This window comes from Pedobacter planticolens, from assembly GCF_014172375.1.
Classification (GTDB): domain Bacteria; phylum Bacteroidota; class Bacteroidia; order Sphingobacteriales; family Sphingobacteriaceae; genus Pedobacter; species Pedobacter planticolens.
Map to the genome: position 1 here is coordinate 616,209 of NZ_WNXD01000002.1, position 15,232 is coordinate 631,440.

A 15,232-nucleotide genomic window follows, 5' to 3' on the forward strand; every position below is an offset into this window, starting at 1 on the left:
GTTATTGTTAATCATTGAGCAGCAAAAATATACAAAAAGTTAAATAATCAAAATATTTTGCGTTTTTTATTTATCAACCTTAAGAAACACCAAAGAAAGTTTTAGATGGATCTGCTTTTACCATCATAAAAATTGCTCCAATAATAATCACCAATGCCAAACCAAAAAAGATGGCAATAGCTTTATGTTTAGCAACACCATCCGTAATTTTTTTAGACTTTGAATTACCAATCGTAATTAAAATAATCGCCAATATCATCATACTAATGTGTTCCATTTTCCAATAACGGCCAATCGCTTCAGAAGCTGGAAGCTTGGTTAATGGACTAATAAAGTACAATACCAATCCAAATAATAATTGAATATGCGCACTGATTAAGGTGAAAACGTTTAGTTTTCTATTGCCTTCGGTATATGTTTTTTTGCCTAACCATCCAGATAAAGCATTAATAACTGCTACTACAAGTAAAACGAAAACAATGTATCTCCAACCTGAATGAGCACTTTTTAGAATTCCATATAAATTATCCATAGCTTTTTTTTCTCAAAAATAGTAAATAATTAAATCTCTAAAGCTGTCTTATTAAACTCCCAATAATTTATAACCATTCTTAACATAATGATAACCCAAACAGTTATCAAATGGTAGGTTCTTTACAATTCCTTAATCGAAATGAGGAAATCTGTTAATTTTTGAAGAAGACTTTTGTAAAAAATAATTTATCTCATATCATGATGAAACGATTACTCTTATTATCAGTTTTAACGCTTTGTTTTTTATATACAACAAAAACATTTGCGCAAACAACATTAGCTTCCATTTCAGGAACAATTTCTGATGAGCAAAAAAAACCAATTCCGGGTGCTTCCGTTCAAGTGCGCAATGAATCTACGGGTTTTACTGCTAAAACTAACACCAATACCATTGGCGAGTACATCTTTAAAGAACTTCCGTTAGGTGGCCCTTATACTGTAAAAGTAGCTTACATTGGGTTGGGAGAGCAGACTAGATCTGGTTATATGCTTAATCAAGGTGATGCAGTTAAAGTAACTATTAACATGCAAGCTACCGCACAAACATTGGATGTGGTACAAGTAAATGCCTCTGGTTTAAGAAACAAAGTTGAAAATTTTGGTGCTTCAACAACTATTTCGGCGAAAGCTATTACTCAATTACCAGTTAATGGTCGTAATTTTTCTACATTAATGGATTTATCGCCTTTAAGTCGTGGTGGTAACATTTCCGGACAATTAGGTTCATCAACCAATTACACTATTGATGGAATGAATGCTAAAAACCCAACTTCGGCAGGTGCCACAACCAGCAGAAGCGGTGCGCCTTATGCAATCTCAATCGAAGCTGTAAGGGAATTTAAAGTAGTAACAAACCAGTATGATGTAACATTAGGCCGCAGTGGCGGAGGAACAATTAGTGCCGTAACTAAAGCAGGCACAAATACAGTAAGCGGAAGCGCATTTGGCTATGGCAGAGCTGATTGGTTGGCAAGCCCTTACGATATTAGAGGAAATAAACGTGATAACGATTTCTCTACCTATCAATATGGTTTTACGTTGGGTGGACCAATTATTAAAGACAAATTACACTATTTTGTAGCTTGGGATCATCAAAAAGATGCTCGCCCATTAATTATTGCAGATATAAAATCTCCTGCTGATGAAGCTAGATTTAACATTACCAACGCTACTTTAAACAGTTTTCTAACTACTGCTCGTACAAAATATGGCGTTTCAAACGAACGTCAATTTGGTTCTTTTGCTAAAAAACGTGGTTCTGATGCAGCTTTCGCTCGTATCGATTGGCAAATTAATGATAGAAACTTATTAACTGTTCGCGATAATTATACAAACGATAGAAATCCATTAGGTTTAGCTGATAATACAGCGATTAACTTTTTTGAAAGTTATGGTAACGACAAAAACATTGATAATAGCTTGCTAGCAACTTTGCGTACAACCGTGAATAGTAAAGTAACCAATGAATTAAAAGTTCAACATTTATATACTTACCAAGCGAGTACTCAGAACGCTCAATTGAGTTCGGCAATTCCGAGAGCTATTGTTGGCAATTTAGAATCAGTGCTTACTAATGGTTCAAAACTAAGAACTGCTGTTCAAATTGGTGGTCATCGTTTTGGACAAGAAGGTTTTACAAACAATGTTTTTCAATTAGTTGACAATTTATATTACAATACCGATAAGGTTAAATATACTTTTGGAGTTGATGTAATGTATACTGACGCTACTTCATTATATGGTAGTGAGGTAAACGGTCGATTTGAATATACAAACTCAACTACAGCAACTTCTCTTCAAAATTTTGAGAATTTAATTCCAAATAGGTTTTATCGTGAAGTGCCTTTAATGAAAGATCCAACTGTAAAATCTGGGATTTGGAATGCAGCATTATATGGGCAAATGCAAACTAAATTGGGTAGAGGTTTAGATTTTACTGGAGGTTTACGTGTTGATTATAGTGCTTATCCAACATCGCCATTTAATCAAACTTTGTTTGATGAATTACAAATAAGAACAGACCACAAATTAACTCAATTGTTAGTACAACCTAGAATTCAATTAAACTGGGATTTAAATGAAAATCACACAGATTATATTCGTTTAGGTGCTGGTATTTTTGGTTCGGACATTAACAATTATGTAACCATTAATAATTTAACTTTTGATGGTAAACACTTAGCAACAGTTGACGTTTTTGGTGCAGATGTACCAACGCCAAATTTCATTGGTTATAGAAATGGATCAGTAAGTACTCCAAGCTTAACAAACTTCCAAGTACCAACAATCAATACCAATGCTGAAGACGCTCAAATACCTGTTGTTTACAAAGCCAACTTATCTTATAGTAAATTAATTACCGATAAATTAAAAGTAGGCATTACTGGTTATGCAACTTTAGGTCGTCATAATTATATGTATGTAGATAGAAACATGACTGCAAATGCATTTTTCACTTTACCAAATGAAGATAACCGTGGTGTATTTGTACCAACTATGCCAAGCAATGGTTCTCCAGATTGGAAAACAGGTCGTATCAGCAATAAATTTGGTCGTGTGTTAGAACTAAATAGCAAAGGAAAAGTAAATCAGTTTGCAGTTGTTTTAGACGCAACTTGGCAGTACTTTAAAGATGGTGAAATCTCAGTGAGTTACACCTATAATGATACCAAGGACAATACATCATTTAATGGCAACGTAGCCAACTCTGCAACACTATCATTGCCAGTAAAAGATGATCCAAGAAACTTAAGTAACATGACGTACTCGGATAATCAATTCCGTAATAAAGTAGTTATTTATGGTACTTTACCAACATTTTATGGTGTTACAATTGGTGTTCGTTATTCTGGTATTGGTGGTACACGTTATAGCTTATTAAGTGGCGCTAACAATAACGGTGATTTTGTAGCTACTAATGATTTAGCTTACATTTTTGATAGAAACAACACGAGTGTACCGGCAAATGTACGTGCTGGCTTACAAACGTTGTTAGATAATCCTTTAGCTAGCCAAAGTTTAAAAGATTACATCTTAAAATATTCTGGCAAACTTGCCGAACGTAACGGTGGTATTAATGGTTTTTACGGATTGGTTGATTTAAGAATTAGCAAAAAAATCAAACTGTACAAAACGCATAACATCGAAATTTCTGGAGACATTTTCAACCTTGCCAACTTAATCAAAAAGAAATGGGGAGTAAATGAAACTTTAGGTAGCCAAGCTCTATATGCTTTAAACGGGACAGCAGCAGTAGCCGCAACACCTACATCTCCAGCTATTCCTGCAGTTCCAAATTACGATGCAGCTGCAAAAGCATTCAATTATCGTGTTAACAATTCTGGTGTAGTAAATCCATCAGGTAATCCTTATCAGTTCCAAATCGGATTACGTTACGGATTTTAAGACTTAAAAATCTACCTATAAAGGCTATCTCTAATTTCTAGAGGTAGCCTTTGTTTTTTAAGCCTTTTTAAATTATGTAAAATCTAGGATAGAATTTATTTAAATCTTTATTTATCAATAGATTTAAGGACTTAACAAACTAAACATTATGAAGAAAATTTTACTTGCGCTCGCGTTGGTGTTTTCTACTGCATTTTTGTTTGCGCAGCAAACTTATCCCGTTAATGGTTCTTTTGATGTTAGACCGGGATTATATGCTTTTACCAACGCAAACATTGTGGTTAACGCCAATCAAACTATTAGCAACGGCGTGTTGCTAATCAAAGACAAAACCATCCAATCGGTTGGTACAGGTACTGCTATCCCAAAGGGATATATAGTGATAGACCTGAAAGGAAAATATATTTATCCTTCTTTAATTGATGCTTTTACTTCTTACGGAATTCCTGAAACACAACGTGTTGCTGCTGGTGGTGGTTTCTTTGGCAGACAATCTGTTTTCACCTCTACTAAAAAAGGAGCTTACAGTTGGAATGAAAGTATTCGTCCAGAAACTGAGGTAAGAACCATCTTCACTATCGATACCAAAAAAGCAGATGATTTACGCAAAGCTGGATTTGGTAGTGTGAACGTAATTAACCGCGATGGTATTGCTCGTGGCACATCTTCGGCTGTTACCTTAAATGATAGCAAAGAAAATGACGTGATGCTTAACGATCAAAGTGCAGCTAATTATTCATTTAATAGAGGTACATCAACCAACGATTATCCTTCTTCATTAATGGGTTCTATCGCGTTATTGCGCCAAACTTATTTAGATGCAAGCTGGTATAAAAATCAAAAGGAAGAATATAATATCTCCCTAGAACAATTTAATAAACAACAAACCTTACCGCAGCTTTTTGAAGCAGATGGTTGGGCAAATATTTTACGCGTTGATAAAATTGCCAAAGAGTTTGGTAAATCATACATCATTAAATCTACTGGAGATGAATATCAACGTATTGATGCGGTAAAAGCAACAGGTGCAACTTTAATTATTCCAATTAGTTTCCCTAAAGCTTTTGATGTTGAAGACCCAACCGAAGCTAGAAATTTAAGTTTAGCTCAATTAAAAGGATGGGAATTAGCGCCAACAAATCCAGGTGTGTTAGAAAAAGCAGGTGTGAAATTTGCGCTAACTACCTTTGGTTTAGAAACGCCAAAAGATTTCTGGACAAACATTCAACAAGCAATAACTAACGGTTTAACAGAAAAACAAGCTTTACAATCAGTTACAGAAATACCTGCTGCCATTTTAGGGGTTAGTGATAAAGTTGGTTCAATTGAAAAAGGTAAATTGGCTAACTTCTTAATTACATCTGATAATATTTTTAAAGCTGGAAATATCATTTTCGAAAACTGGGTACAAGGCAAACGTTTTGTAGTCAATAAAATGGATGTTACCGATTTACGTGGAACATACAGTTTAAACATTGATGGAATTGGCTCAACTGTATTAAGAATTACAGGAACCGCAACTGCACCAATGGCTTCAATTGAGCGTTTAGGCGCTGATAGCGTTAAAGCTACTGCAACTTTTACACGTACTGGCGATTGGGTAACTATCGGTTTTAACTTAAAGAAAAATCCAGTTGGAGATGTTCGCTTAAGTGGCTATTTAACTAACGGAAATCCAGTTGCATTTAGTGGAGATGTAGTCATTAACTCTGCTCCTGCTGGTTTCTGGAACGGTACTTTTAAAGAAGCTGCCAAAGAAATGCCAAAACGTGATGAGCCTGCTAAACCAGCTATCGCGAATGGTGCACTTATTTATCCATTTATTGCATTTGGCACAGAAAAAGTTCCTACTCAAGAAGCGGTGCTATTAAAAAACGCAACAGTTTGGACTAACGAAAAAGAAGGCATTCTACAAAATGCAGATGTTCTTTTAGAAGGCGGAAAAATTAAAGCCGTTGGTAAAAATCTATCCGCAGGTGCGGCTAAAGTAATTGATGCAACTGGCAAACACATTACGGCTGGCTTAATTGATGAACATTCGCATATTGCCGGAACTGGTGGTATTAATGAAGGTGCACAATCCGTTTCTGCAGAAGTTCGCATTGGAGATATTATTAACTCTGAAGATGTAAACATTTATCGCCAGTTGGCTGGTGGTGTTACTTCATCTCAAATCTTACATGGTTCGGCAAATCCAATCGGTGGACAATCGCAATTAATTAAATTACGTTGGGGTAAATTACCAGAAGAATTGAAATTTGCTGGCGCAGATGGTTTTATCAAATTTGCATTAGGCGAGAACGTAAAACAAAGTTCTTCATCAAATAATCAACGGTTCCCATCAACTCGTATGGGAGTTGAGCAAACATTTGTTGATGAATTTACCCGTGCTAAAGAATATGAAAAAGCATTGGCTGTTAAAGGAAATAATGTGCGTAGAGATTTAGAATTAGATGCAATCGTAGAAATTTTAAATAACAAACGTTTCATTACTTGTCACTCTTATGTACAAAGTGAAATCAACATGTTAATTCATGTGGCCGATAGTTTAGGTTTCAAAATAAACACGTTTACGCATATTTTAGAAGGTTATAAAGTGGCTGATAAAATGAAAGCGCATGGTATTGCAGGTTCAACTTTCTCAGATTGGTGGGCTTACAAAATGGAGGTTCAAGACGCCATCCCCTACAACGGAAAAATTATGCACAACGTAGGTATTACCACTGCATTTAACTCTGATGATGCTGAAATGGCTCGTCACTTAAATCAAGAAGCTGGTAAATCTGTATTATACGGCGGTGTTTCGGAAGAAGAAGCCTTGAAATTGGTTACTTTAAATCCTGCTAAAATGTTGCACATCGATAATAAAGTTGGAAGCTTAAAAGTAGGTAAAGATGCAGACGTTGTAATTTGGTCAGCTAATCCACTTTCTATTTACGCAAAAGCAGAAAAAACTTTTGTAGATGGTATCGCATATTGGGATATGGATCGTGATGCACAATTACAAACTACACAAAAAGCAGAAAAAGCTCGTATCATTCAAAAACTAGCAGCAAGCAAAAGTGCTGGCGCCAGTACACAACGTGCTTTTGGCAATAGACCTCCACGTCTTTATGCTTGCGAAAGTGAAGAAGATTATTGGGCAGAACAAAATCAACTAGAAATGGAAGGAGCAAACAATCATGAATAAGTATATAAGTACAGCTATAGCTTTATTTGCATCCGTAAGTTTAACATACGGACAAGCAACTATTTCTCCTGCAAAAGCACAATCTCAAAGAGTTATCATAATGGGCGCTACCATCCATACGGGAGATGGGAAAGTGATTGAGAACGGTTATTTAATTTTTGATAAAGGTAAAATTACTGGAGTTGGAGATGCAACCGTTGTTAAATTAAACCTGACAGATGCTAGAATGATAACCGCAAATGGTAAACATATTTATCCAGGTTTCATTGCCCCAACAACTAATTTGGGATTAATTGAAATCGAAGCCGTAAAAGCAACCGTTGATGATGATGAATTGGGAGAAAACAACGCACACATTCGCTCCATAATTGCCTACAATACAGATTCAAAAGTAATTAACACCTTACGTAGTAATGGTATTTTAATGGCTCAAATTACACCTTCTGGTGGCACAATTTCAGGAAGTTCTTCTGTTGTACAGCTAGATGCTTGGAATTGGGAAGATGCGGCAATCAAAAAGGAAGATGCAATGCACATGACATGGCCTGTTGCCCCAAGAGGTAGAGGTGGTTTTGGTGGTGGCGGCAGACTTCCTGTTGGCACAACTGCTGTTGATCCTAACGAACGCACCAACAACGCAATAGCAGAATTAAATAAGTTTTTCTCAGAAGCTAAAGTATATACCGAAACACCTCCAGCAGTAACAAACACTCGTTTGGCTGCACTGAAAGGTGTATTTAATGGCTCAGAAAAATTATTTATCACAGCAGATGGACAAAAAGAGATTGTAGCGGCGGTTAACTTTGCAAAGAGTTTCGGGATTACCCCAGTAATTGTTGGTGGAGATGAGGCTTATTTACTAACTGATTTCTTAAAAGCTAACAATGTAATTGTAGTGGTTAAAAAACCTCAATCTTTACCTAATAATGTAGATGATGATGTAAATATGCCCTACAAAAATGTGGCTCGTTTAAGCAATGCCGGTGTTACAGTAGTAATTAGTTTTGATGGAGGCGATGGTTTCTGGAGACAACGTAACTTGCCTTTTATGGCAGGTACAGCATCTGCTTGGGGAATGAGTAAAGAAGATGCCTTAAAAACAATTACCTTAAACGCAGCAAAAGCGATGGGAGTTGATAAAACTACAGGCAGTTTAGAAATAGGCAAAGATGCTACTTTCTTTATCTCAGGCGGCGATGCTTTAGATATGATTGGCAACAAAGTAGAACAAGCATTTATTCAAGGCAGAGACATCAACCTAGATAACTTACACAAACAGTTAGATAAAAAGTATAGCGATAAATACGGAATAAAGTAAGCTTAGACTAACAAAAAATTAGCCGCAGATGCGCAGATTTCTTTTGATTATATTCAAATAAGAAAATCTGCGCATCTGCGGCTTTTTTATTAAAAAATCTGATCAAGAAAATCCATAAATCCTATAAATCCTGATCCACAAAAAAAGCGACCTGTACCTGGGCCGCTTCCCTTAACTAACTTATTATTTATAAAACTGGCTGTTGGGGAAGGAGTCGAACCTTCAAGGGGTAGTTAGCTGCAATTCAAAATTAATTTGTGGTCAACCCATAAATTGCGTTTGTCCCATAATCCCCACCACCGAGACAAGGAGGTGTGTCTGCCAATTTCACCACCCAACATTCTTTAGTACTCAGTTTGCAATTTTCAATTGGCAGTTGTGAACTGCTAACCGTTAACTGTTAATTGAGTTGCTGTAGGGGAAGGAGTCGAACCTTCATAGAGTGGTTGTACCGTTACCGGATTTCCCAATTTCTCCACCACCGAGACAAGGAGGTGTGTCTGCCAATTTCACCACCCTACAGAGTATAAGCAAATGATTTAAAGAACTATTTTGTTGTACTTGCTTGATACAAACATAAGACAAATACCAAATATGTTGCAAATATTTTAATCATTTTCTTGTATTTTTACGATAATTGTAATAAATTAGCAGTATCAATAAAATTTCAGAAAATTATGCTCAAAAAAGAAACTCAAAATTTAGAAATTGACAACCTCGATATTCAGATTTTAACACAGTTGATGCAAGACGCAACAAAACCTTACACAGAAATCGCAAAAGAACTCATCATTTCTGGCGGAACAGTACACGTAAGGATGAAGAAATTGGTAGATATGGGCATCATCAAAGGTTCACATTTAATTATTGATCCTAAAAAAGCAGGATTTGATATCACTGCCTTTTTAGGTATTTACTTAGAAAAAGGTTCTTTATATAAGGATGCCGTAGAACAACTCAGCAAAATAAAAGAAGTAGTAGAACTACACTACACAACTGGCTCTTATAGTATGTTCGCTAAAATAACCTGCCGAGATACCGACCACCTGCGTCATGTATTAAACGAAGAAATACAAGCTGTAAAAGGAATACAACGCACTGAAACACTAATCTCCTTAGAAGAAAGCATTAAAAGACAGATAGAGTTGTAGTATGCTCGTCATTGCGAGGTACGAAGCAATCTCCTCCTAAAAACAAACCAAAAAGGAGATTGCCGCGATCATTACCGATGAAAAATCGGAGAATGATTCTCGCAAAGACGATACGCCGAGCTTAGATGTCCTTAGGTTTCTTAGGTGATTAAAAACCTATTTAAACAACCCTTTTAGCTTCGCCAATTTCTCTTGCAAATCACCATCTGCTTCTTTTTTAGTTTGCTGCTGAGGTTTAGCAACAACCGGATTTGCTTTAGCCCCAAAACCCTTTGCCCCATCAACTTTCGGACTTCCCGACTTCCCGTCTTTCGGACTCCCTTCCTTCATCGATAAAGCAATTCTTTTCCTTGCCACATCAATATCAACCACCGTTACTTCAACCACCTGACTTACTTTAACCACCTCATTCGGGTTTGCTACATATCTATTCGCCAACTGACTAGTATGCACCAACCCATCCTGATGAACACCAATATCTACAAAAGCACCAAAATTGGTAATATTAGTTACAATACCCGATAATTTCATTCCAGTTTTCAAATCTCCAATAGAATTCACGCCATCAGCAAAACTAAATGCTTCAAAAGCTTCACGCGGATCACGACCAGGCTTAGCCAACTCCTTCACAATATCGGTTAATGTTGGCAAACCAACTTCTGTGCTTACATACCGTTGCAAATTGATTTGCTTTTGCAGCGTAACATCCTTCATCAAATCATCAACTGTACAACCTAAATCCTTTGCCATTTGGTTAACTAAAGCATAACGTTCTGGGTGTACCCCACTTCTATCCAACACTTGTTTCGCATCGCGGATACGCAAAAAACCAGCAGCTTGCTCAAAAGCCTTATCGCCCAAACGAGCAACCTTCTTTAAACTCTCTCTGTTTTTAAACGCCCCATTCGTATTGCGATAGTTCACAATATTTTGCGCCAGCGTATCGCCCAAACCAGAAACATACGCCAACACCTGTTTCGATGCCGTATTCAATTCAACACCCACCGCATTTACGCAACTCATCACCGTATCATCCAAACTTTGTTGCAACTTATGCTGATCAACATCGTGTTGATATTGTCCAACACCAATAGATTTCGGGTCAATCTTCACCAACTCTGCCAATGGGTCCATCAATCTCCTACCAATAGAAACCGCCCCACGAACCGTAATATCTTGCGTCGGGAACTCTTCCCTAGCCAAAGGCGATGCCGAATAAATAGACGCACCACTTTCATTCACCATCACCACCAAAACATCAGGTATTTTTAAACCACGAACAAAAGTTTCCGTTTCTCTACCAGCAGTTCCGTTGCCAATTGCAATCGCTTCAATCGCATGTTTTTCGTACAGTTGAGTAATTTGCCAAGCCGCATCTTTTAAATTTCCTTGTCCAGTGTGTGGGTAAATTGTGGTATTAACCAACAGTTGACCTTGTTTATCTAAACAAACTACTTTACAACCCGTTCTAAAACCAGGGTCTATAGCCAATACATTTTTCTGTCCCATCGGCGCTGCCAACAACAACTGACGAGCATTTTCTGCAAAAACTTTAATCGCTTCTTCATCCGCCTTTTGCTTAATCGTTGCTCTTAATTCAGTTTCCATTGCAGGGCGAAGCAATCTTTTATACCCATCCGTTATCGCCAATTGTACCTGATCTGTACATGCATTGTTACTCGTAATAAACTGATTTTCCAATAACACTAGCGCAGCCTCATCTGGCGGCAACACATCTAACTTCAAAAACCCTTCTTGCTCGCCCCTCAACATCGCCAACACCCTATGCGATGGTGCCGATTTAGCACTTTCCTCCCACTCAAAATAATCCTTATACTTAATTCCCGCTTCCTCTTTTCCTTTCACTAACACTGTTTTATACGTTGCCTTTTGCATAAAATGGTTGCGCATTTTAGTTCTAGATTCTGCGTTTTCACTAATCAATTCAGCTATAATATCTCTAGCACCAGCTAAAGCTTCAGCCTCATTCGCTACACCTTTCTTATCGTTAATATAACCCGCAGCCTCTTGCAATGGGTCAATTCTACTTTGCGCTAAAATGCGCAATGCCAAAGGTTCCAAACCTTTTTCTTTAGCTATCGATGCTCTGGTTTTACGCTTCGGTTTATACGGCAAATAAATATCTTCTAAAGCTGTAATTGTTTTGGCTTCATTTAGTTGTTTCTCTAAAGCAGGTGTCAATTTCTCTAACTCCGTAAGCGATTTTAAAATGGCTTCTCTACGTTTATCTAACTCCCTTAATTGTTGTGCTAAATCTCTTATGGCAGCAACTTGCACTTCATCTAAACTGCCCGTTACTTCTTTACGGTAACGCGAAATAAAAGGTACAGTTGCGCCTTCATCTAATAAGCCAAGAGTTGCGCTAACTTGTTTAATTGAAATGTTTAATGCGCTTGCAATGGGTTGAAAATGTGTATTCATATGTAGTTTTAGAGGGAGCTAATTTATGGATTTAGACTAGAAAGGTTGGATAGATTTTTAAACATTTTAACCATATAGAAACATGGGTTAGATAGTTTTGAGACTGGAGGTAAAAAGCAAGGATATCCTTCGACAAGCTCAGGATGACAGGGTGCGGAAACAAAAAAAATCCACTAAGAAAACTTAGAGGACTTACGCTCACCATTATTTCACCTATACAATTATTTAACCATTCTAAAAGATAAGCCTGAAATTTGTTTGTATTGTACACTTGTTGCACCAAATAATGATTTCACATAGGTTTTTACATCTTGTGCTGTAACAACTAGGCCTGTTTGTAAATTATACATTACCTCGTTACGCAATAAACGCACATTACTTAGTGCAATTTCATTAGTAATAACTGTTGTATTTAACTGTTTAAGCGTTGTATTTAGTGCAGTTAGCGTAGTAATTTTTAATTCCGTTTCGTTGGGTTTGTACTGTGGGATAGATGAAAGCAACTTTACTAGTTTATCAAAATGATCTAATACGCTATCGTAGCTTTGTTGCGATGCTGAAATTTGGTTGATCACTTTTCCTTCTGCTGCTAGTGCGTTTTTCTCTTCTTCTGTTAATTTAGGGGATACTCTTTTGCCTTGCAACTTTCTATTTATAGTTGCTGCGTTCTCGATAATTTGTGTTGGAGTATCTGTTGCTTTTAATGAATTTAGTAACCGGGTGCTTAATTTCTGGATAGGCTCGAACCCTATTTCTCTGGCTGCAATTGCATTGCTGCAACTTGCTAATGTTGTATGAAGCTCGCTGACTGCATCTTTTACTTTTACCAATTGTATTTGCATGTTGCCTATATTAATTGAGGTTTTTGATGGCTTATAAATTGCTCCATACCCAATTGCATAAGTTATTAAGGTTTCAAAGTTGGCCGCGTTTTTAGCGCAACCTGTTTCATAGACTTTTGACATTGTTTAAATTATAAAATAGAACATTGTGTTAACTAGTTTCAAGGTATATAAAAACAGACTTGAAATTTCTAGTCTTTTAGGGGGGTTATCCCCCTATCCAAATGAGAGGGGGATACAGAATTGAAATTAATGTTGTTTATAGTGAAAGAAGTCTAAATGACTGAGGGAAAAGTCTTGTTGACTGAGCAAGAAGTCTAAATGACTGAGGGAAAAGTCTTGTTGACCGAGCAAGAAGTCTAAATGACTGGAGGAAAAGTCTTGTTGACCGAGCAAAAAGTCTAAATGACTGGAGGAAAAGTCTTGTTGACTGAGCAAGAAGTCTAAATGACTGAGGGAAAAGTCTTGTTGACCGAGCAAGAAGTCTAAATGACTGGAGGAAAAGTCTTGTTGACCGAGAAAGAAGTCTAAATGACTGAGGGTAAAGTCTTGTTGACCGAGCAAAAAGTCTAAATGACTGGAGGAAAAGTCTTGTTGACCGAGCAAGAGGTTTAACTGACTAGAGAAGAAGTCTTGTTGACTAGGCGATTCTCTGGCGGGTTGAAGAAACCTGTTGACGGCGAAGCTAACAACAGCAGTACAGCCATGGAATATACCCTTATTCTATCCTTTTAAAAATTGTTATTTCGCCATCAAATTTTAATAACAATCTATCATCGTTTTTAAATTCAAATTTGGTCTTCTCTTCTTGAGGATTAGATGGTTGATTAGAAAATATGGTATCGCCGATTACGTGATATATCATATTGATGATGTGCATTTTTTTATTCTCAACTATCTTATAGGTAAGCTTACCATCAGCTGTAAATTCTATCACTATATTTCCTATACTATTTCGAGTAGGTTGATCTAATAAATCGCTTTCCCAAACCCCAATTATTTTTCTTTCCATTTTCTGTTGTATAATTAGATTGAAATTAGTTATTAAAACTAATTTTTAATAGTTGCAGAAATTTTTGTTTTTTAAACCCGATTGAAACGGAAAGCCCACAGCGTAGCGAGGACTTGAAGTGAAAAGCGGGGCTATCGGAACCGATGGAATTGTGATTTTGCTTTACAATCAAATGGCCTGAAAGGAACTTAAAGAAAGCAAAAAATCCCCTAAGAAAACTTAGAGGATTTATATTTTACGCTTCGATAATCTCAGCGTGACAAAATCAATGTTATTTATTAACGTACATTACTTCTTTAACCGCTTTAATTACTCTTTCTGCATTAGGTAAACTAGCTGCAATAAGTGTTGGAGCGTATGGAAGTGGCACATCTGCACAGGTGATACGTAGAATTGGCGCATCTAAATGATCGAATGCATTTTTCTGAACGTTAAATGTAATCTCAGAAGAAATTGAAGCTAATGGCCACGCTTCTTCTACAATTACCAAACGGTTAGTTTTTTTAACTGATTCGATAATAGTTGCGTAATCGATAGGGCGAACAGTTAATAAATCAATCACTTCTACGTTAATACCATCTTTAGCTAACTCTTCTACAGCAGGGTTTACTACGCGAGTTAACATTTTACCGAAAGTTACAATGGTTACATCGCTACCTTCTTTTACAACTTGTGCTTTACCAATTTCTATGGTGTATTCGCCTTCGGGCACATCGCCTTTATCGCCATACATCACTTCAGATTCCATGAAGATAATTGGATCTGGATCGTTAATGGATGCTTTTAATAAGCCTTTAGCGTTATATGGGGTTGATGGAACTACTACTTTTAAGCCTGGGCAGTTTGCAAACCAATTCTCGAAATTTTGAGAGTGCTGTGCGCCTAATTGACCTGCATTACCTGTTGGACCACGGAAAACGATTGGCACTGAAAACTGACCACCACTCATGGAAAGGATTTTTGCCGCAGCATTTATAATTTGATCTATTGCAACTAATGAGAAGTTGAAAGTCATGAATTCAACAATTGGAACTAATCCGTTCATTGCTGCACCGATACCGATACCTGCAAAACCAAGTTCGGCAATTGGTGTGTCGATAATACGTTTGTCGCCAAACTCATCTAACATTCCCTGACTAACTTTGTATGCACCGTTGTATTGCGCAACTTCTTCGCCCATTAAAAAAATGTTCTCGTTTTTACGCATTTCTTCGCTTAATGCTTCGCGTAGTGCTTCTCTAAATTGGATCTCTCTCATTGTTTATTCAAAAATTACCAAGCGCAAATATAACTATTGTATCGTAATTTTAAAGTAGTGTTTTAATTACACTTTAAATT

Annotated in this window: 10 protein-coding genes and 2 tRNA genes; 4 read left to right on the forward strand and 8 right to left on the reverse strand. The window is 36.9% G+C overall.

The annotated features are described in order from the left end of the window. Positions 1-79 precede the first annotated feature (79 nt). Positions 80-532, reverse strand: a complete 453-nt coding sequence (locus GM921_RS11330) for a cytochrome B (protein WP_182922752.1) — start codon at positions 530-532, stop codon at positions 80-82. A 203-nt stretch (positions 533-735) separates the two neighbouring features. On the opposite strand from GM921_RS11330, the gene GM921_RS11335 reads away from it, so the two are divergent. From GM921_RS11335 to GM921_RS11345, 3 genes are all read left to right on the forward strand, one after another. After that, complete coding sequence (locus GM921_RS11335) at positions 736-3,939, forward strand: TonB-dependent receptor (RefSeq protein WP_182922753.1); 3,204 nt, start codon at positions 736-738, stop codon at positions 3,937-3,939. A 148-nt stretch (positions 3,940-4,087) separates the two neighbouring features. Then, complete coding sequence (locus GM921_RS11340; RefSeq protein ID WP_182922754.1) at positions 4,088-7,129, forward strand: amidohydrolase family protein; 3,042 nt, start codon at positions 4,088-4,090, stop codon at positions 7,127-7,129. Continuing rightward, a complete protein-coding gene (locus GM921_RS11345) occupies positions 7,122-8,447 on the forward strand; it encodes an amidohydrolase family protein (RefSeq protein WP_182922755.1) in 1,326 nt (441 codons plus the stop codon). Before GM921_RS11340 ends, GM921_RS11345 begins: the two co-directional genes overlap by 8 nt. Before the next feature lie 196 nt (positions 8,448-8,643). Here GM921_RS11345 and GM921_RS11350 read toward each other — a convergent pair. Both GM921_RS11350 and GM921_RS11355 read right to left on the reverse strand, forming a co-directional pair. Next, positions 8,644-8,787: transfer RNA gene (locus GM921_RS11350), tRNA-Asp, on the reverse strand. A 72-nt stretch (positions 8,788-8,859) separates the two neighbouring features. Next, positions 8,860-8,969: transfer RNA gene (locus GM921_RS11355), tRNA-Asp, on the reverse strand. 155 nt (positions 8,970-9,124) lie between these two features. On the opposite strand from GM921_RS11355, the gene GM921_RS11360 reads away from it, so the two are divergent. Next, entirely contained in the window at positions 9,125-9,598 is a 474-nt protein-coding gene (locus tag GM921_RS11360) for an Lrp/AsnC ligand binding domain-containing protein (RefSeq protein ID WP_182922756.1), read from the forward strand. 156 nt (positions 9,599-9,754) lie between these two features. On the opposite strand, the gene GM921_RS11365 is transcribed toward GM921_RS11360, so the two are convergent. The 5 genes from GM921_RS11365 to GM921_RS11385 all read right to left on the reverse strand — a co-directional run bounded on the left by GM921_RS11365 (position 9,755) and on the right by GM921_RS11385 (position 15,152). Beyond that, on the reverse strand, positions 9,755-12,040 hold the full coding sequence (locus GM921_RS11365) for a Tex family protein (protein WP_182922757.1): 2,286 nt from the start codon (positions 12,038-12,040) through the stop codon (positions 9,755-9,757). Between the two features lie 221 nt (positions 12,041-12,261). After that, on the reverse strand, positions 12,262-13,005 hold the full coding sequence (locus GM921_RS11370; RefSeq protein WP_182922758.1) for a hypothetical protein: 744 nt from the start codon (positions 13,003-13,005) through the stop codon (positions 12,262-12,264). Between the two features lie 126 nt (positions 13,006-13,131). Further along, the gene (locus tag GM921_RS11375) at positions 13,132-13,488 is read right to left on the reverse strand and encodes a hypothetical protein (RefSeq protein ID WP_182922759.1); all 357 of its coding nucleotides are present in this window, start codon (positions 13,486-13,488) and stop codon (positions 13,132-13,134) included. A 112-nt stretch (positions 13,489-13,600) separates the two neighbouring features. Beyond that, on the reverse strand, positions 13,601-13,894 hold the full coding sequence (locus GM921_RS11380; protein WP_182922760.1) for a hypothetical protein: 294 nt from the start codon (positions 13,892-13,894) through the stop codon (positions 13,601-13,603). 271 nt (positions 13,895-14,165) lie between these two features. Next, on the reverse strand, positions 14,166-15,152 hold the full coding sequence (locus GM921_RS11385; RefSeq protein ID WP_182922761.1) for a pyruvate dehydrogenase complex E1 component subunit beta: 987 nt from the start codon (positions 15,150-15,152) through the stop codon (positions 14,166-14,168). Between the last annotated feature and the right edge of the window lie 80 nt (positions 15,153-15,232).